Annotated in this window: 21 protein-coding genes and 1 tRNA gene; 14 read left to right on the forward strand and 8 right to left on the reverse strand. The window is 61.9% G+C overall.

Annotated elements, in window-relative coordinates:
• The first annotated feature begins 125 nt into the window (after positions 1–125).
• Entirely contained in the window at positions 126–1,829 is a 1,704-nt protein-coding gene (locus HY30_RS01620; RefSeq protein ID WP_034736220.1) for an alpha/beta hydrolase family protein, read from the forward strand.
• Between the two features lie 336 nt (positions 1,830–2,165).
• Here HY30_RS01620 and dusA read toward each other — a convergent pair whose 3' ends face one another.
• A complete protein-coding gene (gene dusA, locus HY30_RS01625; protein ID WP_034736224.1) occupies positions 2,166–3,158 on the reverse strand; it encodes a tRNA dihydrouridine(20/20a) synthase DusA in 993 nt (330 codons plus the stop codon).
• Positions 3,159–3,255: 97 nt separating this feature from the next.
• Between dusA and HY30_RS01630 the strand changes: the two genes are divergently transcribed.
• Complete coding sequence (locus tag HY30_RS01630; RefSeq protein WP_034736801.1) at positions 3,256–3,465, forward strand: SlyX family protein; 210 nt, start codon at positions 3,256–3,258, stop codon at positions 3,463–3,465.
• A gap of 4 nt (positions 3,466–3,469) precedes the next feature.
• Positions 3,470–3,997, forward strand: a complete 528-nt coding sequence (locus HY30_RS01635; RefSeq protein ID WP_034736226.1) for a VOC family protein — start codon at positions 3,470–3,472, stop codon at positions 3,995–3,997.
• Here HY30_RS01635 and HY30_RS01640 read toward each other — a convergent pair.
• Complete coding sequence (locus HY30_RS01640) at positions 3,990–4,730, reverse strand: nucleoside/nucleotide kinase family protein (protein ID WP_051614630.1); 741 nt, start codon at positions 4,728–4,730, stop codon at positions 3,990–3,992. The two genes, HY30_RS01635 and HY30_RS01640, sit on opposite strands and share 8 nt — an antisense overlap.
• Before the next feature lie 145 nt (positions 4,731–4,875).
• Between HY30_RS01640 and HY30_RS01645 the strand changes: the two genes are divergently transcribed.
• Genes HY30_RS01645 through HY30_RS01665 form a run of 5 tightly spaced genes read left to right on the forward strand, consistent with a single transcriptional unit; the run spans position 4,876 to position 9,741 of the window.
• The gene (locus HY30_RS01645) at positions 4,876–5,796 is read left to right on the forward strand and encodes an oxygenase MpaB family protein (protein ID WP_034736228.1); all 921 of its coding nucleotides are present in this window, start codon (positions 4,876–4,878) and stop codon (positions 5,794–5,796) included.
• Between the two features lie 20 nt (positions 5,797–5,816).
• Positions 5,817–7,022 (forward strand): acyl-CoA dehydrogenase family protein, encoded by a 1,206-nt coding sequence (locus tag HY30_RS01650; RefSeq protein ID WP_034736230.1) that lies wholly within the window; start codon positions 5,817–5,819, stop codon positions 7,020–7,022.
• Between the two features lie 24 nt (positions 7,023–7,046).
• Positions 7,047–7,835: a glutathione S-transferase family protein gene (locus HY30_RS01655; protein ID WP_034736232.1), complete on the forward strand. Its 789-nt coding sequence runs from the start codon at positions 7,047–7,049 to the stop codon at positions 7,833–7,835.
• Positions 7,836–7,881: 46 nt separating this feature from the next.
• On the forward strand, positions 7,882–8,859 hold the full coding sequence (locus tag HY30_RS01660) for an NAD(P)H-dependent flavin oxidoreductase (protein ID WP_034736234.1): 978 nt from the start codon (positions 7,882–7,884) through the stop codon (positions 8,857–8,859).
• A gap of 18 nt (positions 8,860–8,877) precedes the next feature.
• A complete protein-coding gene (locus tag HY30_RS01665) occupies positions 8,878–9,741 on the forward strand; it encodes an enoyl-CoA hydratase-related protein (RefSeq protein WP_034736235.1) in 864 nt (287 codons plus the stop codon).
• Between the two features lie 82 nt (positions 9,742–9,823).
• On the opposite strand, the gene HY30_RS01670 is transcribed toward HY30_RS01665, so the two are convergent.
• The 3 genes from HY30_RS01670 to HY30_RS01675 form a co-directional block, all read right to left on the reverse strand.
• Entirely contained in the window at positions 9,824–11,593 is a 1,770-nt protein-coding gene (locus tag HY30_RS01670) for a TonB-dependent receptor domain-containing protein (protein ID WP_241765610.1), read from the reverse strand.
• The gene (locus tag HY30_RS20420) at positions 11,533–12,366 is read right to left on the reverse strand and encodes a TonB-dependent receptor (RefSeq protein ID WP_241765611.1); all 834 of its coding nucleotides are present in this window, start codon (positions 12,364–12,366) and stop codon (positions 11,533–11,535) included. The genes HY30_RS01670 and HY30_RS20420 overlap by 61 nt, the downstream gene beginning before the upstream one ends.
• A gap of 108 nt (positions 12,367–12,474) precedes the next feature.
• Positions 12,475–13,662, reverse strand: a complete 1,188-nt coding sequence (locus tag HY30_RS01675; RefSeq protein WP_034736238.1) for an acyl-CoA dehydrogenase family protein — start codon at positions 13,660–13,662, stop codon at positions 12,475–12,477.
• Between the two features lie 108 nt (positions 13,663–13,770).
• Between HY30_RS01675 and HY30_RS20565 the strand changes: the two genes are divergently transcribed.
• Entirely contained in the window at positions 13,771–14,538 is a 768-nt protein-coding gene (locus tag HY30_RS20565) for a helix-turn-helix transcriptional regulator (RefSeq protein ID WP_277812947.1), read from the forward strand.
• An 82-nt stretch (positions 14,539–14,620) separates the two neighbouring features.
• Positions 14,621–15,511, forward strand: a complete 891-nt coding sequence (locus HY30_RS01685) for a dienelactone hydrolase family protein (RefSeq protein ID WP_034736239.1) — start codon at positions 14,621–14,623, stop codon at positions 15,509–15,511.
• Between the two features lie 91 nt (positions 15,512–15,602).
• On the opposite strand, the gene HY30_RS01690 is transcribed toward HY30_RS01685, so the two are convergent.
• The 3 genes from HY30_RS01690 to cpdR form a co-directional block, all read right to left on the reverse strand.
• Positions 15,603–15,677: transfer RNA gene (locus HY30_RS01690), tRNA-Val, on the reverse strand.
• Between the two features lie 45 nt (positions 15,678–15,722).
• The gene (locus tag HY30_RS01695) at positions 15,723–16,043 is read right to left on the reverse strand and encodes a hypothetical protein (RefSeq protein WP_034736241.1); all 321 of its coding nucleotides are present in this window, start codon (positions 16,041–16,043) and stop codon (positions 15,723–15,725) included.
• Complete coding sequence (gene cpdR, locus HY30_RS01700; protein WP_034736245.1) at positions 16,043–16,402, reverse strand: cell cycle two-component system response regulator CpdR; 360 nt, start codon at positions 16,400–16,402, stop codon at positions 16,043–16,045. Before cpdR ends, HY30_RS01695 begins: the two co-directional genes overlap by 1 nt.
• Before the next feature lie 150 nt (positions 16,403–16,552).
• On the opposite strand from cpdR, the gene HY30_RS01705 reads away from it, so the two are divergent.
• The 4 genes from HY30_RS01705 to HY30_RS01720 all read left to right on the forward strand — a co-directional run bounded on the left by HY30_RS01705 (position 16,553) and on the right by HY30_RS01720 (position 19,733).
• The gene (locus HY30_RS01705) at positions 16,553–17,455 is read left to right on the forward strand and encodes an N-formylglutamate amidohydrolase (RefSeq protein WP_241765612.1); all 903 of its coding nucleotides are present in this window, start codon (positions 16,553–16,555) and stop codon (positions 17,453–17,455) included.
• A gap of 264 nt (positions 17,456–17,719) precedes the next feature.
• On the forward strand, positions 17,720–18,118 hold the full coding sequence (locus HY30_RS01710; protein ID WP_034736247.1) for a helix-turn-helix domain-containing protein: 399 nt from the start codon (positions 17,720–17,722) through the stop codon (positions 18,116–18,118).
• A gap of 32 nt (positions 18,119–18,150) precedes the next feature.
• Complete coding sequence (locus HY30_RS01715) at positions 18,151–19,020, forward strand: inositol monophosphatase family protein (protein WP_034736249.1); 870 nt, start codon at positions 18,151–18,153, stop codon at positions 19,018–19,020.
• A gap of 32 nt (positions 19,021–19,052) precedes the next feature.
• Positions 19,053–19,733, forward strand: coding sequence for an HAD family hydrolase (locus HY30_RS01720; protein WP_034736251.1), 681 nt, complete (start codon positions 19,053–19,055; stop codon positions 19,731–19,733).
• The last annotated feature ends 24 nt before the right edge of the window (positions 19,734–19,757 follow it).

Genomic DNA, 19,757 nt, shown 5'->3' on the forward strand with positions numbered 1-19,757 from the left:
AACGAACAAAGGAAGAACAAATATAAGGGATCGGCGCGAGGCTGCTCGAACCATCCTGAAAACAGTCGGCCTTGTTTTCGGGCAAGGTGGCTTCATAGTGAATCAGGCCTTGGGAGGGGCAGGAAATGATGCGATCGTGGCGATTGTTCTTAATTGGCTGGCTGATCATTGCGGTCGGCGTTCTGGCCGCGCACCTCGTTCAGACATCGGGCGCCGTGTCGGTCAAAGAGGTGCAATACGCAACCGCCGAGGGCCGCACGATCAGCGCCTTGCTGTACACGCCCGCGACGGCCAGCGCGGCATCGCCTGCGCCGGGTATTCTGGGTGTGCACGGCTATATCAACTCGCGTGAAGTCCAGTCGGGTTTCGCCATCGAGTTCGCACGGCGCGGCTATGTCGTGCTGACGCCGGACCAGACCGGCCACGGCTATTCCGACGGCCCGGCCTTCGCGGAAGGGTTCGGCGGCCCGGCGAGCTTGGCCTACCTGCGAGGCCTGGAGAGTGTCGACCCGAACAATATTGGCCTTGAGGGGCATTCCATGGGCGGGTGGACCGTGCTGGCAGCGGCGGCGGCGATGCCAGACGGCTACAGGAGCCTGGTGCTTGAAGGCTCAAGCACCGGGGCGCCGTTCGTCATGGATGGCACGCCGGACTGGCCGCGCAATACGGCCGTCGTCTTTTCGAAGTTCGACGAGTTTTCACCGCTGATGTGGGGCGTCGATCGCGGAAGCGACGTTACTGCGAGCCCGAAGCTGCAGGCCCTGTTCAACACGGCTGATCCGATCAAGGCGGGCGAGATCTATGGCGACAGGGCCGATGGAACCGCGCGGGTGCTGTATCAGCCCGCCGTCACCCATCCAGGCGATCATATCTCTCCGGTGGCAATCGGGCATGCGATTGACTGGTTTGCGCAGACGCTGGAGGGCGGCACGGCGCTGCCGAGCGGCAATCAGGTCTGGGTGTGGAAAGAAGTTGGTACGCTGACAGCGCTGATCGGCTTTGTGGTCCTGTTGATGGGCACGTTCCAGCTGTTGCTGGAGATACCCTACTTCAGTCGCCTGAAGACCGAGGCGACTGCGGCCGCGTTCGAGCGGCGGACGGCGCGCTGGTGGACCATGGCGGCGATGAGCATGATCGTGCCGGTCGCGACATTCTACCTGTTCTTCAAATGGGCGGAGGTGCTGCTGCCCGCGTCGGCGCTACTGCCGCAGACGGTAACGACCCAGATTGTGGTGTGGGCAGTGCTGAACGGTATCATTGCCGCATTGATTGGCCTGACCGCCAAGCGGCCTGCCGGGACGCGGCAGCCGGATGTTGTCGCAGCCATGCTGATCGCGGTCCCGACGATTGCTGTCGGTTACTTTGTGGTGTGGCTTGCCGGCACGCTGTTCCATCTGGATTTTCGCTTCTGGTTCGTCGGCGTCAAAATGCTGAGCGTCGCGCAGGCGCAGATTGCGCTCGTGTATCTTATGCCGCTGGGGGTCTATTTTGTGCTGACGTCGCGAGCGCTTCATCAGGGCCTGTCTGTCATGGGAGACGGGCGCTGGGCACAGTACGGCGCCAATGCCGCGATCATGGCGGGCGGCTTCGCGATTTTCCTTGCCGCGCAATATCTCGCGCTGTTCACAACGGGAAAGCTGCTGACGCCGAGCGAACCGCTCAACACGATCATCATGCTGCAATTCGTGCCGCTCATGCTGATCGTGTCACTGCTCGGCACGTTCACCTATCGGCGGACGGGCAGCTATATTCCCGGCGCGGTGCTCAACACGCTGTTCGTGACTTGGTACGTGGTTGCCGGACAGGCCACTCAATTCGCCGGGGCGTAGCGCCCTCTTCTCTTGCGGCGCACATCGCAGCACCAAAAGCCGGACAGGGCGCTGCCCTTCCGGTTTTGCTTTGCTTGCAAGGTCCTTGCGGATGGGCGGCGGGGCCGCCTGGGGCAAGGCTGATAGTTCAATTATTGTTGGATAGTGTTGCGCCCTGCCGTGCACAGCTGGCCGCCGTCCCATCCGCGCGGGGCAGGCAAGTGCCCCGGACCCTGTCGCCAGGGGGATCCGACGACGGATGAAAGTATAGGCGCATTGTGGCGGGGGCGGAGAGAAGCGGGCGCTTTTGCCGAAGGCGCTGCAGGTTGCAGCTCGGATTGTGTGGGAAAGGCGGTTTCAGACTTCCGCGATATTGACCGTGTGCCCCGTGATCGCCTCGACGGCGGCGTCGAGCACGTCGAGCCCCGCACCGGGCTTTGGCGCGCGCTCTGACAGGACACGGCGCCAGGCGCGGGCGCCAGGCTGGCCATTGAAGAGCCCAAGCATGTGGCGCGTCATGGCGTGGAGGCCGGTGCCGCGGTCCAGCTGGTCTGCCATGTAAGGCATGTAGGCGATGATGGCCTCATGCGCCGAGACGACGGGGGCCCCTTCCCAGCCGAAGGCCGCGTCGACCTCGCCGAGCAAAGACGGGTTCTGGTAGGCCGCGCGGCCGAGCATGACGCCGTCGAAGACTTTCAGATGGGTGCGGCATTCTTCAATCGTGGTGATGCCGCCATTCAGCGTGATGGAAAGGCGCGGGCGCGCGGCTTTCAGGTCTGCGACAAGACCATAGTCGAGCGGGGGGATGTCGCGGTTTTCCTTGGGGCTGAGGCCTTTCAGCCAGGCCTTGCGGGCGTGGACGGTGAAGTTTGTGCAGCCGGCGGCGGCGACCGTGTCGATAAAGGTGAAGAGGGTTTCGCGTGCGGGCATGTCGTCGATGGCGATGCGGCACTTGACGGTGATGGGCAGGTCTGGCTCGGCGGCGCGCATGGCCGCGACGCAGTCTGCGACGAGGGCGGGCTCGGCCATCAGGCAGGCGCCGAAGCTGCCGGACTGGACGCGCGAGGAGGGGCAGCCGCAATTGAGGTTGATCTCCTCATAGCCCCAGCTGGCGCCGATGCTGGTGGCTTGCGCGAGTTTTGCTGGGTCGGAGCCGCCGAGTTGCAGCGCTGTGGGGTGGCAGGCCGGGTCCTCGCGCAGCAGGCGGTCCGGGTCGCCATGGATGACGGCGTCGGCGGTGACCATTTCGCTGTAGAGGAGCGCGCTTTTCGTCAGGCAGCGATGGAAGGCGCGGCAATGCGCGTCAGTCCAGTCCATCATGGGGGCCACGGAGAAGCGGTAGTCGGTCATGCGGCCCCGTTTAGTGCGGGGGATGGGGGCGCGTCCAGCGTCTTTGCCGTGATCAATGTATTTGCAGGCGGGGCGCGCGGCAGGCTATGAGCAGGGGATGACAGATACTGCCCGCATCGACACGCTTGAAATCCGCATCGCCCATCAGGACGAGGTGATCGACGACCTGAACAAGACCGTGATCGCCCAGTGGAAAGAGATCGACCGGCTGACGCGGCAGATGGCGCGGCTGGCCGAGCAGTTTGCCAACATGGGACAGGCCGAGCGGCCCACGCAGGGCGACGAGCCGCCCCCGCCACACTGGTGACGCCATGAGCCGTATTTTCGGGAAAGTCTGCCAGAACGGCTATGTCGTGCGCGATATCGAAGCAGCGATGAAGCATTGGATCGAGGTGATGGGCGTTGGCCCGTGGTTCTATATTGAAGACGTGAAGACCGACTGGTTCACCTATCGCGGTGTGGCGTCTGACGTGAAGATGAGTATTGCGCTCGCCAATTCCGGCGACCTGCAGATTGAGCTGATCCAGCAGCGCAATGAGGCGCCGTCGATGTACAAGGACTTTCTCGATGCGGGCCGCGAAGGCCTGCAGCACATGTCCTATTGGACGGAAGATTATCAGGGGCTCTACGACAAGGCGCTGGGGCTTGGCTATACGGTGGGCCATGAGGGACAGATTGGCGGAGAGAAGGGCCGGTTTGCCTATTTTGATACGGAGGCACATCCTGGCACCGTGGTCGAGATTTCCGACATCAGCGGCGCCAAGGGCAAGACCTTTGCCTATATCCGCAAGCAGGCCGAGGGCTGGGACGGGACGAACCCGATCCGCACGTTCAGCTGATCCGGTCTTCCGCGATTTCGACAGTGTGATCGCGCGCCTTGTGCACGACGATATCGGCATGGGCTTTCAGCGGTAGGATATGGTCGCGCAAATTGGGCAGGTTGACGCCGTCCCAGACAGTCTTTGCGAAGGCGCGCAGCTCTGTCTCGCTCATATGTAGCCATTGGGCATAGAATGAGCTGGGGTCGGTTCGGGCCGCATTCCAGAAGCCGACGAAGCGTTCCACATACCAGTATTCCAGATCGGCCTCGGACGCATCAAGGTAGACCAGCACATCCGGCTCGCCGTCCGGGCGCTCAGGGCGGGTTGGCGGCTGGAAGCCGAGACCTTCGAGGATGAGCATGTCGGGCAGCTGAACTGTGCGCGTCAGCGCCGGGTCGATGTCATAGATGTCGTGGCTGTGGGCCGGGAACGCGGCCTCCCCTTGCCTTATGCTGACGAGCGCATTGGTGAAGCCATCGCGGTCATAGGTTTCGGGGAAGCCCTTGCGCATGAGCAGCCCCTGCGGCTCCAGCACGGCGTTCGGGAAGAGGAATCCATCGGTCGAGACGGTTTCGACGCTGAGGGGTGGGTTCAGCGCGTCAGCCACGTCGCGGGCGAGCGTGGTCTTGCCGGCAGCGACAGAGCCTGTGAGGCCGACAATGCGGGCGGCAGCGCTGGACCGTAGCTCGGCGAGGCGCTCGGCCAGCGCGGCAATGCCGGGGCCTTGATGGATGATCACGTCGCGATTCATGCAGTCAGTCCCTCAGGCTTGCGTGCACAGCTTAGCGGCGGAGCGCCAAGGAACCAACGGGAAAACGGCCCGGACGCGCAGCTTGGTGGCGCTCCCTCCCCCTGTTAGATTGAACAGCTACCGGACGCGCGGAGGACAGCCTACGATGCTGGGCATGAAAACATATCTCGGTTGGAAGGTGGATTTCCTGCAGCCTGCAGGGGAGCCCGCCTATGCAGGGCCGGACTCCGTGTCGTGGCGCGTGTTCAAGAATCCGATTGCGCTGGGCGTGGGCGGCATTGCTGCCGTGCTGCTGGAGTTTGCCGATGCGCGCATACGGTCGGGCGTGTGGGACCATTCCACGTTCAAGACAGACCCGGTTGGGCGTTCGAAACGGACCGGCATGGCAGCCATGGTGGGCGTTTACGGACCGCAGAGTGCGGCGCGGCGGGTTATTCAGGGCGTTACCAATATGCACCGGCAGGTGAACGGGGAAACACCGACTGGCGAGGCCTATTCGGCGCTGGATGTGGAACTGCTGGACTGGGTGAGCGCGACGGCGACCTATGGCTTCCTGACCGCCTATGACCGGTTTGTGGCGCCGCTGTCGGAGGCTGACAAGACGCGCTTTTATGAAGAGGGCGAAGCCGTGGCCCGCCTCTATGGTGTGCAGAACCCACTGCACAATGAGGCCGATTTCCACGCGATGCTCGCCAAACTGATGCCGCGTTTCGAGCCGCACCCGATCAATACCGAATTCCTCGATATCATGAAGTCCGGACGGGCCGCCAAGGGCGTGCCGAAAGGGTTGCAAAGCGCGGTCGTGAATGCGGCCGTTTCCATCCTGCCCGTCGCGGTTCGCGAGCGGCTGGAGCTTGGGGCGGACTATGACCTGCGGCCTAAGGGCGTTGCGACGGTGAAGGCCATGGGTGCCCTTGCGGAACGTCTGCCCTTGCCTGCGAGTCCCGCGGGTCAAGCTTGCGTCAGGCTGGGTCTTCCTGCCACATTTCTATGGAAGAGCCCTGAGAAACAGGCAAGTATACGCCACACAATACAAGAGGGACGGGCGGCATCACTGGCGCACTGATCTCCGGAGGAGCGGCAAAAGTGAACCTGGAATTTCTTACCGAAGAAGAAGCCTTTCGTGATGAGGTGCGCACGTTTCTCGACCGGGAACTGACGGCAGACCTGCGTGCCTATGCAGCGCGGATGACGAGCGTCTATTCCGACAAGGAAACCGCCCTCGCCTGGCAGGCCATTCTGGTGAAACAGGGCTGGGCCGCCCCCGGCTGGCCGGTGGAATATGGCGGCTGCGACTGGACCGTGGCGCAGAAATACATCTTCGACGTGGAGATGGCCCGCGCGGGAGCGCCTCCCCTGTCGCCCATGGGCATCGCAATGTGCGGACCCGCGTTGATCGGGCATGGCACCAAGGAACAGAAGGATTATTACCTGCCCCGTATCCTCTCCGGCGAGGATTTCTGGTGCCAGGGCTATTCCGAGCCGCATGCGGGGTCTGACCTCGCCTCGCTGACCATGTCGGCCAGGGATGATGGCGACGCGTTCATTTGCAATGGCTCGAAAATCTGGACCACGCATGCCCATGAAGCGAACATGTGCTTTTGCCTTGTGCGCACCGATGCCAGCGGCAAGCCGCAACAGGGTATCACGTTCCTGCTGATCGACATGACCACGCCGGGCGTTCGTGTCGATCCGATCATTATGACATCCGGCGAGCATATCCAGAATGCGATCTTCTTCGACGATGTGCGCGTACCGAAGGCCAATGTGATCGGCAAGGTCAATGAAGGCTGGACGGTGGCGAAATACCTGCTCGAGTTCGAGCGGGGCGGATCAAGCTACGGCCCCCGCCTGAAGGCACGTGTTGCGGCGCTGCGCAGGCAGGCAGCCGAGGCGGGCACGGGGCCGGACATGGCCGCCAAGCTCTCACAGGCTGAAGCGGATGCCTCTGCGCTGGAAGCGGCCGAGCTGATGATGATGTCGGAACTCTCTGGCGGCGGGACGCCAGGGCTCAAGGCCTCGATGATGAAGATCAAGGGCACGGAACTGAGCCAGCGCCTGACGGAGCTTGCGCTCGAAATCGCTGGCAACTGGGTGGAGCCCTTCCAGCCGCACCATACCAATCCCGGAGGCGAAGTGGTCAACGCGCCATCAAACTCCGGCGCGCTTGTCGGGCCGGAGAGCGCTGTCACCGTATCAGCCAAATATCTCAACGACCGGGCAGGCTCGATCTATGCCGGTTCGAACGAAATCCAGCGCAACATCCTTGCCAAGGCCCAGCTCGGGCTTTGATCATATAACGGAGCAATAAACCGCATGCTCGTCCTCTATGAACATCCGCTGTCGCCCTATGCACAGAAGGTCAAAATTGCCCTGCGCGAAAAGGGCCTCGAATTCGAGGTGCGCATGCCGGAAGGCATTGGCGCCGGCCACACGAAAGGCGAATTTGCCGAGGCCAACCCACGCCGGGAAGTGCCTGCCCTGATTGATGACGATGTCGCCCTGTTCGATTCCACCGTGATCCTCGAATATATTGACGACAAGTGGCCCGAGCCCTCGCTGATGCCGAACGCGCCGGAAGACCGCGCGCGCATGCGCCAGATCGAGGACGTCATGGACACGCATTTCGAGGCGATCACATGGGGCCTCGGCGAGCTGCATTTCTTCAAGCGCGGCAATGCTGAATTGCGCAAGACGATTGAAGCGCAGGCAAGCCGTCAGATTGCCGGCTTCATGGCCTGGCTGGAAAGCGAACTGGGCGATAATGACTGGTTCAGCGGGCATGAATTTGGCCGGGGCGACCTTAGCGTCATTCCCTACCTCAATGCGGCCGACGGTTTCGGCTATAAGCCTGCCGAAGGCTCGGCCCTCGCCGCCTGGATTGCCCGCGCCAATGCGCGCGACAGCGTGAGCCAGACAGACGCGGAATCACGCGCGTCGATTACCGGCATGCAGATGGTCAGCGCAGCGGTCGAATCCGGCCTGTTCAAGCGCCAGTACCGCGATCACCGCCTCGAATGGATGATCAAGTCCGGCGGCATGGACATTGTGCGGGACGGTCTCGAAAAGCAGACCATCCGCTTCACCGATCACTGGGATACCTGAGACACACAACACGGACCGCCCAAGGCGGCAAAGGGAGACAAAAAGAATGCATATCAAGACACGTTTCACCGAAATGTTCGGTATCGAGCACCCGATTGTTCAGGGCGGCATGCAATGGGTGGGTTATGCCGAAATGGTTGCGCCTGTGGCAGAGGCCGGCGCGCTCGGCTTCCTGACGGCGCTGACACAACCAACACCGGAAGACCTTGCCAAGGAAATCCAGCGCACAAAGGACATGACCGACAAGCCGTTCGGTGTGAACCTGACCATCCTGCCGGCGATCACGCCGCCGCCCTATGCCGAGTACCGTCAGGCGATCATCGAAGGCGGCATCAAGATTGTCGAGACGGCCGGCTACAAGCCGCAGGAACATATCGATCACTTCAAGCAGCATGGCATCAAGGTGATCCACAAATGTACCGCCGTGCGCCACGCACTGTCGGCGGAGCGGATGGGCGCGGATGCGATCTCGATCGATGGCTTTGAATGCGCAGGCCACCCCGGTGAAGACGACATTCCCGGCCTGATCCTGATCCCGGCAGCGGCCAACAAGGTGAAAGTGCCAATGCTGGCTTCCGGCGGCTTTGCGGATGGACGCGGCCTCGTGGCGGCGCTGGCGCTCGGCGCGGACGGCATCAACATGGGCACGCGTTTCTGCGTGACCAAGGAAGCGCCGATCCATGACAGCTTCAAGGCCCAGATGGTGGCCAACAATGAACGCGACACGAACCTGATTTTCCGTACGCTGCACAATACGGCCCGCGTGATGAAGAATGCGGTCAGCGACGAAGTGGTCGAGATCGAGCGTAAAGGGGGCGCCAAGTTCGAGGATGTTGTGCACCTCGTCGCGGGCGCCCGTGGGCGCAAGGCCATGGCCGAGGGCGACGCGGATGGCGGCATCTGGTCGGCGGGCATGGTGCAGGGCCTGATCGACGATATCCCGACCGTGAAGGAACTGATCGACAGCATCATCGCGGACGCCAACGCGATCATCAATTCACGCCTCGCCGCGACGACCAAGTAACGCCCGGGAGGATATGTGATGGCCTACGAGCAGATCCTTTTGGAAAAGGATGGCCCGGCGGCCATCATAACCCTCAACCGTCCGGAAAAGCTGAACGCGTTCACCGCGCAACTTGGCCAGGAGCTGGCCCATGCGGTGAATGCGTGCGACGCCGACGATGAGGTGCGCGGCATCATCCTGACGGGTGCGGGCCGCCATTTCTGTGCGGGCGCCGACATTTCCGATGGCGCCGATGCCTTCGATACGAAGAGCGGCACGGGCGCGAAGAATTTCGGCACGTCAGAACCCGGCAAGAAGCGGGATGGCGCGGGCTTCATCGGGGCGCTCTACAATTGCCGCAAGCCCGTGATTGCCGCCTTCAACGGCGCGGCTGTCGGCGTGGGCCTGACGCTGGCCTTGCCGACCGATATCAAGATCGCTTCGGAGAAAGCGAAGTTCGGTTTCGTGTTTGCGCAGCGCGGCCTGCCGCCGGAAGCGGGCAGCGCGTGGTTCCTGCCTCAGCTGGTCGGCCTGCCGCAGGCCCTGCGCTGGTGCATGACGGGGCGCGTCTTCGATGCGGAAGAAGCGCTGGCGGGTGGCCTGATCAGCGAGATCCATCCACCGGAAGAGCTGCTGCCGGCGGCCAAGCGCATTGTTGACGAGATTGCCCGCAACACCGCGCCAGTCTCCGTCGCGCTGGTTCGCCAGCTGCTGTGGCGGTTCGGACCGACGGGTGATCCATTTGAATTGCTGAAAGTCGACGGACAATTTGCGCTGACGCTCGGCTCGTCACCGGACGTGAAAGAGGGCGTCAGCTCGTTCCTCGAAAAGCGCGCGCCCAATTTTCCCGGTAAGGTCTCCACCGACATGCCGGAAGGCTATCCCTGGTGGGAGCGCACCTGAGCCCTTCCCTGCCCTAAAAAGACGGCCGCAATCCAGAAGGATCGCGGCCGCGGTGCCCGAGGGGAGGAAACACTTTTCGGTTCTAGAACCGGTACGTGAGGGAGGCACCATAAGTCCGTGGCATGCCCGCAAAGCGCATGACGACGTTGGCGTTCGTCGTGATCTGCTGCCAGTAATACTCGTCGGTCAGGTTCTTGCCCCAGACCGAAAGCTCCCAGTTCTGATCGAGCGAATAGACGCCGATCGACCCGTTGAGCAGACCATAGGAGTCGATGTCGTAGAGCGGGTCATTTGGCTGACCAGCTGTCGACTCGCTCTGCCAGCGACCGCTCAGCGAAGCCCGCAGGCCGAGATCCGTCGTGACCGGGCGGTCATAGAGCAGCGCGAGACTGACAACGGATTCAGGGCTGTAAAGGAAAGGGTCGCCCTGGCGGTTAGTCGGCAGGCCGAAGCTGTCGACCGTGTCGAAGTCGCCGATCTCGGTGTGCAGAAGTGTGAGGCCACCCATCGCCGTCAGCTCTTCACTGATCAGGTAGGTGACTTCTGCATCGAGACCGTAGGCTTCAGCGGTTGGGACGTTCTGAAGACGGGCGAGCGCCTTGTAGATCGGGTCGGCAAAGAAGGCCGAAATCTGCTTGTCTTCATAGTCATAGTAGAAGAGCGCCGCGTTGGCCTGCATGCGCTGGTCGAGCAAGCTGGCCTTGAAGCCCACTTCATAGGCGAGCAGGCCTTCCTGCGTTGCAGGGGCGTTCTGTTCGGACTTGGATGCCGCGTTCACAGGCGTGGAGGCCGACTTGTAGCCCTGCGTTGCTGAGGCAAAGAGGACCAGATTGTCGGTCGGCGTCCAGTTGCCGACCACGCGCCAGGAGACGTTGTCTTCCTTGGTGGAAGACGAGACCGGTCCGAAGGAATTGGTTGCGACATCAAACGTGTTGCAGCCGTTCTCGAGCAGTGGGGCGGCGGGAGCCGTTCCGTAGATCAGCGCGAAATAGGTGCGGTTGAAAACGTTGACGTTCGGCTGCATCGAGCCGTTCACGTCGCCCGAGCAGCCGACATAGTCCTGCGTGTCTTCGGTATAGCGGATGCCTGTGGTGAGCGTGAACTCCGGCGTCAGCTCCCAGTCAGCGTTAGCAAAGATGCTCCAGGTCTTGGTCTCGAATTCGCCGGTGTCGCGATAGGTCTGGAACGAGTTCAGAAGCTCGGCCACCGTGTAAGGCAAGCCGGTTTCCGGATCCACATTCAGGGGCGAGGCTGCGAGTGTGGCCGCGATGGTTGCGACATAGCTGGAGTTGGCATTGTCGAGCAGGAGTGTGCGGTTCGTATCCGAGGTTTCGTCCTTGCCGTAATACGCGCCGACGAGCCAGTTGGCTTTCCCGGTCTCGCCTTCCAGACGCAGTTCCTGGCTAAAGGATTTGATCTCGGCATCAACATCCTGAAGCAGGATGGCAAACGGCGCGCCGGAGAAGTCCAGCACAGCCTCACGGTCCAGCTTGTTGTAGCCGGTCAGTGAAACCAGGTTGAGACCATTGTCGAAACCATAGCGGACACCCAGCTTGAGGGCGTCGAACTTGGAGTCTTCTTCCAGCGGGCCATCAATGCCGTTGACGCCGATGCCGTCAGTGGTGCGGGCATAGTTCGGTGCCCAGTCGGCCTGTTCGGCGCTGGTGGGGAAGTTATTGTTGATGAAGTCAACGAGGCTAAGGCCAGTAACAGGATCAACCGCATTGAAGAGCGACGTGGTGGACGGGCCAGCGGTGCCGGGAACCACGAAAGTCGGATCGGTGTTCGGTGTCAGCGCGATGGCCTGACCGCCGATCGTGTCGGACTTGTTGCGCCAGCCATTGTAGGACACATCAATGTCGAGACTGTCGGTTGGCTGGAGGGCCAGCGCGGCGCGGAACCCGAGCTTGTCCTTCGTGCCGCGATCTTCGCCGCGCGTAATGGATTTCTGCCAGCCTTCGTCACTGTTCTCGCTGCGGATGGCGAAGCGGCCTGCGCACGCTCGGATAGCGGCACGTTGAGCATGCCTTCCAAGTTCCAGGTGTCATAATTGCCGACATCGGCACTGACAGACCCTTCGAACTGGTCGGATGGCTTGTTGGTCACCATGTTGATCAGGCCAGCCGTCGTGTTGCGGCCAAAGAGCGTGCCTTGCGGACCTTTCAGCACTTCGACGCGCTGGATGTCGAACACAGGGCCCGAGTTCATGAACGGATAGGGATAGGCCACTTCGTCAACATACGTACCGACGGTGGAGGTGGCCGAGACGTTGATCGTGTTGAAGCCGATACCGCGCAGCGTGTAGGTCGGCACACCCTGATAGCTCTGCGAAACGGAGAAGCTCGGAACGACGCTCTGGAGATCGTCTACGCTATCGACGCGCAGGGCATCGAGCGTGTCTTCGCCGAAAGCCTGGATGCTCATCGGCACGTCATTGATGGATTCTTCGCGGCGCTGCGCGGTCACGACGATCGAGCCAAGCTTCAGCGAGCTGTCAGCGGGCGTCTCGGCAGGTGCCGCCGGTGCAGCGTCGGTTTCCTGCGCAATGGCCGGCATCTGCGAGGCCAGCGCGAAAAGCGAGGCGCCCAACATGGCATAACGGCGGATTCGGGGTGTCTGGGTCATCTGATTTATCTCCTCCCGGCAGCTTCCTCTTGGTGGGAGCTGTCCATTGGGCGAGACAGTCAGTAATTATTAGACAACCAACAAGCTATCGGAAGTGACAGGGTCGGCTCACAGCCCAAGCACCATCTTGGCCATGATGTTGCGCTGGACCTCGTTCGAGCCCCCATAGATGGAGGCGGCGCGGTTGTTTAGGTAGCGGGGCACAAGCGTCACGCGGTCAGAGGGGCCAACAGGCTCGATATTGCTGCCAGGCTGGCGCGCATCCAACTGCTCGACACCGGCGTACGTGCCGCCCGCCTCAATCCCAAGCGTATCGATCCGCTGCATCATCTCTGTGCGCTGGACCTTGAGCATGGAGGCCGCAGGGCCGGGATTCCCGCCGCTGGACAGCGCGGACGAGACCCGCTGTTCGGTGATCTTGATCGCTTCAAGGCCAATCTCGGCGGCAGCAAGGCGGCTGGTAAAGCCCGGATCGGACGCCAGCAGGCCGTCCCGCGTGGCAAGCGCACGGATGCGACCGACACTGGCTTCGAGGCCAGCGGACGAACCGCCTCCCCGCTCGAACTCGAGCAAGTATTTGGCGACGGTCCAGCCATCATTCTCGGCGCCAAGGCGCCCGGACTTGGGCACGCGCACATCATCAAAGAAAACCTGATTGACCTCATGCTCACCTGCCAGCGTGATGATTGGATCCACCTTGATGCCCGGCAATGTCATGTCGAGCAGGAGGAAGGTGATGCCTTCCTGCGGCTTGCCATCGAACCGCGTGCGCACGAGGCAGAACATCATATTCGCGTGGTGGGCGTGCGTGGTCCAGATCTTGGTGCCGTTGAGGATATAGTCGTCGCCATCGGACGTCGCCCTCAGGCTGAGGCTGGCGAGATCAGAGCCCGAACCCGGCTCGGAATAGCCCTGGCACCAATAGTCTTCACCCGCGAGGATGCGCGGCAGGTAATAGGCCTTCTGCTCGGGCGTGCCGTGGCCGATGATACAGGGCCCGACCATGGCGAGCCCCATGGGCGAAAGGGACGGCGCACCTGCCCGCGCGCATTCAGAGGCGAAGATATAGCGCTGCATCTCGGTCCAGCCCGTGCCGCCATATTCGACGGGCCAGGCGGGAGCGGCCCAGCCGCGCGCATGCAGGATTTTCTGCCATGGCAGGCTGAACTGCGGCTCGATGAACACACTCGTGACCAATCGCCCTGCATCGGCCAGTTCTTCGGTCAGGTTGTCGCGAAGGAACGCTCGCACTTGCGAACGAAATTCACTATCCTCAGTTGTGAGATCGAGGTTCATTTCGGGCCTCCGGGCTTGCACGACTCCGACGCCGCGTCTGCTTATCGGCCAAGCTGACAGTATACGGCCAGATCATGCAACCTGCTCTATTTGATAGGGTTTATTTTATTGACGGATTTTGCCGACACGCAGGACAATCCCGGAGACGCCGGAACGCAGGCGATGCGCCTTGCTCGCGAGGTTGCCGCGCTGGGGGAGGCCATGGGCTTGCCCTATATCGCGGTCAGCGCGGATATCGGCAGTCCGGAACCCATGCGCGACCCGGCCGGCCGGCCGCTCGCCGAGACGCTGTTCCGCTGGATCGACCCCGAACTGGCCTATTGGAAGGACCGCGCCTTCGCGCTGCGGTCAGGCTATGTGCGTGGGGCGCGGACCTGCGCCGAGCCCTTCTTCCATGCCGACAAGCAGATCGGCAGCTGGCGCCAGATCGCTGCGCTCGACGGGTTGGCGAAGACAATGAATGCCGAGGACTATAGTGTCGGGGCCGCAATCATTTCGCCGTGCCATCTACCATCGGGTGTAATCGGTGCGGTCGTCTGGGCAACGCCCGACAAGGCCTTCCCTATCCGAAAGGTGTTCGACGAACGCGCCGCAGAAATCCACGTCCTGACGGTTAAGTTCATTGCCACCTATCACGAGTTCAGGGGTGCCGGGCCGACTGATCTCGCCGTTGCCCTCACCCGCCGCGAAATCCAGTGCCTGAAATGGGCTGCCGCCGGCAAGACCGACCATGAGATCGCGACCATTATCGGGATTTCGCAGCCAACGGTACGGTTCCACATCACCAATTCGAGCCGGAAGCTCGGCGTCTCCGGCCGTTCGCAGGCTGTTCACCGGGCGACGACGCTTGGCTATATCGGCGCCAACGCGAACTGAAACACAATTTGCGGCGCGGGGTTTCCCCTCCGGAAATGCGCCCTATCATCGTGCACGAACCCCGCCAACAAGGAAACGCGCCATGACAAGACTGCCAAACAACCAGCCTGTGCCGCAGGGCGTGCTCGACCTTTACGATGGCTATTGCCATGGCGCGATGTCGCGGCGGGACTTCTTCGACAGGCTCGGCAAGTATGCCGTTGGCGGGCTCAGCGTGTCGATGCTGGCCGCCTGCGTGATGCCGGATTACGAGGGCACTTTGCAGACGGCGGCAGATGATGCGCGCCTGAACATCGAGACCTTCCAGTATAACTCACCCAATGGCGCGGGCGACATGGCGGGCGATCTGGTGCGCCTCAAGAAAGGCCCCGCCAAGCGGCCCGGCGTGATTGTCGTGCATGAGAACCGGGGCCTTAACCCGTATATCAAGGATGTCGCGCGGCGTACGGCGCTTGAGGGCTACATCGCCCTCGCCCCGGACGCGCTCTACCCGCTTGGTGGCTATCCCGGAAACGACGACGATGGCCGCGAGATGCAGGCGACACGTGACCGCGACGCCATGATCCAGGATTTCATGGCTGCCGCCGAGGCCCTGCGCGACCATCCCGAATGCAATGGCAAGGTCGCCTGTGTCGGCTTCTGCTTTGGCGGCAGTGTTACCAACATGATGGCCGTAAACCAGCCCTGGCTGTCAGCCTCGGCCCCTTTCTATGGCGGCTGGCCGACCGAGGAGGACGCCGCAAAGGTGGAGGTGCCGCTGATGATCCATCTCGCGGGTCTTGACGAGCGCGTGAATGCCGGCTGGCCGGAATATGAAGCGGCCCTCAAGGCCAATGACGCCGAATACGAGGCCTTCATCTATGACGGCGTGAACCATGGCTTCCACAATGACACCACGCCCCGCTATGACGCTGACGCGGCGAAGCTCGCTTGGTCAAGGACGATGGATTTCTTCAAAGCGAATATGGGCTGATAAAACTGGAGCCCTTGCTGGCGCTGCGGGCATTTCAGGCCTCGATTTGATCCTCGATCAAATCGTGCGCCCGAGGCGCACTGGCCTGAAATGGTGGGCGGTACAAGGTTCGAACTTGTGACCCCTACGATGTCAACGTAGTGCTCTACCACTGAGCTAACCGCCCGATCCATTCGGGAAGCAGGGGTAATGGATAATTCGGGGCGTGCCGTCAAGACGCGTTTGACGGTGTCACTATATGCAGGGCGATTTTCTGCAGTATCGCCTCGGGTGTTTCGGGGTCGTCGGCATAGAACCAGACCTCGCCAAGCGGGTCGCTGGCCGTGAAACCATAGCCATCCAGCTGGAAAACCATCCATTGGCCTATCTCGGCTGGCACCAGTGAGGCGATATCGATGCCGTCCATGGCAATCAGCCGGATGACACATTGATCCATACTCATGTGTGCCGGCGCATCAAAGAAATGACGCCCCGTATCGGTTACAGTGGATTTGATCAGCTTCGGCGGCTCGTCGGGCGAGCCGCCAGCCATCAGGCAGCCATCACCTTGTCGACTTCGTCGACAATCTCACGCAGGTGGAAGGGTTTGGAGAGGACTTTCGCCCCGGCCGGCGTCGGCGCGCTGGAAGACAGTGCCACTGCGGCAAAACCCGTAATGAAAACAATCTTCATGGCCGGGTCCAGCTCTGCGCCGCGACGGGCAAGCTCGATACCATCAAGGCCCGGCATCACGATATCGGTCAGCAGGAGGTCAAACACTTCGCGCTCGAGCGCGTGCAGCGCTGTCTCGCCGTCCGCATAGTCCTGGATCTCATGGCCAGCCCGGCGCAGGGCTGCAGCCAGGAATGTGCGCATTGAGTCGTCGTCTTCTGCGAGAAGGATCTTGGTCACGCTCGCCCCCTTGGATGCCAGTAATCGATTTAAGCCATAAACAGCCTATCCGGTAAATCAGCGGTGAAGACGGGTGAAATTTCAGACTTCTTTTTTACCAGCGCCCTGAAAAGGCTTGACCTTAACGCGAACAGGCAAACCATTGGCCCCATGACCGGCGCTCTCCCCCTGACCCGATCGGCTACGCTGCCGCCCGCCGGACCGTTCGTGTATGACACGCCCTATACGCTGGACATGCCCGAAGGGCGGCCGGCGCCTGTCCTGTTTGCGTCGCCCCATTCAGGCAGTGACTATCCGGAGAACATGCAGGCGGCCCTGCGCGTGCCTCTGATAGACGTGCGCCGCACGGAAGATGCCTTTGTGGAGGAATTGTTCGGGGAGGCCCCTGCCCTCGGCGCCATCCTGATGGCTGCGCGCTACGGCCGGTCGGTAGCCGACCTTAACCGCGACCCGCGCGAGCTGGATGCCAGCATGTTCAGTGACGGCCTGCCCCGCGCATCCGGCCTGCCAACGGCGCGGGTGGATGCCGGGCTCGGCTGCCTGCCACGCGTCGGGGCTCGCGGCGAGGCCATCTATGCCCGCCGGCTGACCCGTGAGGAAGGCGAGGAACGCCTCAGCTGCGTGCATGACGCCTATCACGACCGATTGGGTCAGGAGCTGGCCCTCTTGCGCGAGACGCATGGCGCCGTTCTGCTGATCGATTGCCATTCCATGCCCTCAGTCCAGCCAGGCCGCCGCCAACTGGCCGACATTGTCCTGGGGGACCGGTTCGGTTCAAGCTGCGATCCGCGCCTGACAGGGCGTGTGGAACGCGCCTTCCGAACGCATGGCCTGAGCGTCGCCCGGAATGCGCCCTATGCGGGCGGTTACACGACCCGCCGCTATGGTCGGCCGAAACGCCAGGTCCATGCACTACAGATCGAGATCAATCGCGGGCTATATATGGATGAGCACAAGATCTGCCGCCTTGAGCGATTTGCTGAAATAAGAGCGATCATTACAGATGTGACGGCAGAGATCCTTGAGATCGCGGCGCTCGTCACCCGTCCCTGATTTTCCGGCAAAAAAAGGGCCGCACCCGTGGGTGCGGCCGAAGTCAAAGGGAGGAAACGCCAGAGGCGTCTGCACCGAAGTGCAAGGACAGGAATATGTTGCGGTGCACAAATAGGCAAGCGCAGGAATGTCGCACCTGTGCAATTAACCTCAACTGCCCGTTTATTGGGCACAAAAATCCCCTGCGGCACACCTATTGCGTAGGACTTGCTCGAAATTCCTGTTTTGGGACTGAAACGGTCCTGTATGAGTTTGGAGCAAGTAATGGCTGATGAAACCGATCTGCACGTAGGCAAACGCCTTCGCCGCCGCCGCCGCCTTCTGGGCATGACCCAGCAGGACCTCGCAAGCCAGGTTGGCGTGCGATTCCAGCAAATCCAGAAATACGAGTGTGGCGCCAACCGCATCACGTCCTCGCGTCTTTATGAACTGTCGCGGGCGCTGAACGTGTCAGTCCAGTACTTCTTCGATGGTATTCCGGTGGGCGATGCGCCTGACGCGGCCAATGACGCGAACGAATACATGGAAGGCGACATCCTCTCGCAAAAAGAGACGCTGGAACTGGTTCGGGCCTATTACCGCCTCGGCGAACGCCCTCGCAAACGCCTGCTGGAGCTTGCAAAAGCCCTCGAAGGCGACCAGTCGAGCCACGGCGCCGCTTGACGCCGGGCTCAAGGCAGGGCTAGCCCTGCCGAATGCCAGACGGAATTTCCCTCGAAGATGAGCTTGCCCTCGCCGGGCGGCTCGCAGATGCGGCCTGGACAGCAATCCGGCCGCATTTTCGTGCCCTGACAAATGTGGATAACAAGGCGCAAGATACGTCGCTGATCCCATCAAACGGCCGCCCGAAGCCTACATCGACCCCGTCGGTCCCGACAAAAACACTGTTCGACCCGGTAACCGAGGGCGACCGGGCCGCCGAACGCGCCATTCGCGACATTCTCAACGCCGAGCGCCCGCATCATGGCGTGACCGGTGAGGAATTCCCCGAGAAACCTTCGCAGAGCGGTTATCGCTGGCTGATCGACCCGGTCGACGGCACGCGGGCCTTCGTGGCTGGCCTGCCCGTCTGGACCACACTTATTGCGCTGGTTGATCCGGACGATGTGCCGGTCATCGGCATTATCGACCAACCGGTTCTGGGCGAGCGCTATCTCGGCTGGCCGGGCGGCGCCGCGATGGAAAAAAATGGCGAGCGCACACCCATTCACGTGTCAGACTGCCAGGACCTGCGCGAAGCAACCATCGCCACCACCGACCCCTTCATCTTCAATCCGGCCGAACAGGGCGCGTGGACACATTTGCGCGCAACAGCACGGATCACGCGCTATGGTCTGGACGCCTATGCCTATGCCCGTGTGGCCGCTGGCACGGTGGACCTTGTTGCAGAGTCAGGCCTCAAGGCCTGGGACGTCGCGGCGCTGTTCCCGGTTGTGCGCGGCGCTGGCGGCCTCGTGACCGACTGGCGCGGCAATGCACCCAAACTCGGTGGACAGATCGTCTGTGCCTCAAGCGAGGGCGTTATGGAGCAGGCGCTGATGGCCCTCAGGCGGTCTGCAACATAGGCCCGACACAATTGGCAGGCATGAGAGCGCATATGCAGGCACATGACTTCTCAGCACTAATCTTCGATTGCGACGGCGTGCTCGTTGATTCCGAGGCGATCCATGTGGCTGTCGAAATGGAACTGCTGGCAGAGATGGGCCTCGCCTACGAGTGGGAGACCTATCTCTCGCGCTTTGTCGGGCTGGGCGTTCCGGAATTCCACGCCGCCCTTGCCGAGGATTATACCACGCTGGGTCAGGGCCCCTTCCCAGAGGATTTCGGGCCACGCCTGCATGACCGCGCCTGGCCACGCATCGAGTCTGAGCTGACAGCGCTGCCCGGTGCGGCGGCACTTGCCGTAAGGTTTGACGGTCCGGTCGCGGTTGCCTCCTCGTCCATCACGCCGAAACTGCACCGTAAACTGGAGCTGACCGGCCTGACCGGTACATTTTCCCCCCGTATCTATTCGGCAGATCAGGTTGCGCGTGGCAAGCCGGCGCCCGACCTTTTCCTGTTTGCAGCAGACAAAATCAAATCCGATCCCACCTCATGCCTCGTCATCGAAGATAGCGTGAATGGTGTGAAAGCCGCGCGCGCGGCAGGCATGACCGCGTTCGGCTTTACGGGCGGCGGCCATGCCGATGCCGGTCTAGGCGAACGGCTGGTGGCAGCCGGTGCGGCATTGAGCTTCCAGAGCCATGACGCCATCGCGGCGCATCTGTTCCCGGCCTGATATCCTGCGCAAAGAAAAAGCCGG

Origin of the sequence: Hyphomonas chukchiensis (assembly GCF_000682695.1) — a bacterium.
GTDB classification, from domain to species: domain Bacteria; phylum Pseudomonadota; class Alphaproteobacteria; order Caulobacterales; family Hyphomonadaceae; genus Hyphomonas; species Hyphomonas chukchiensis.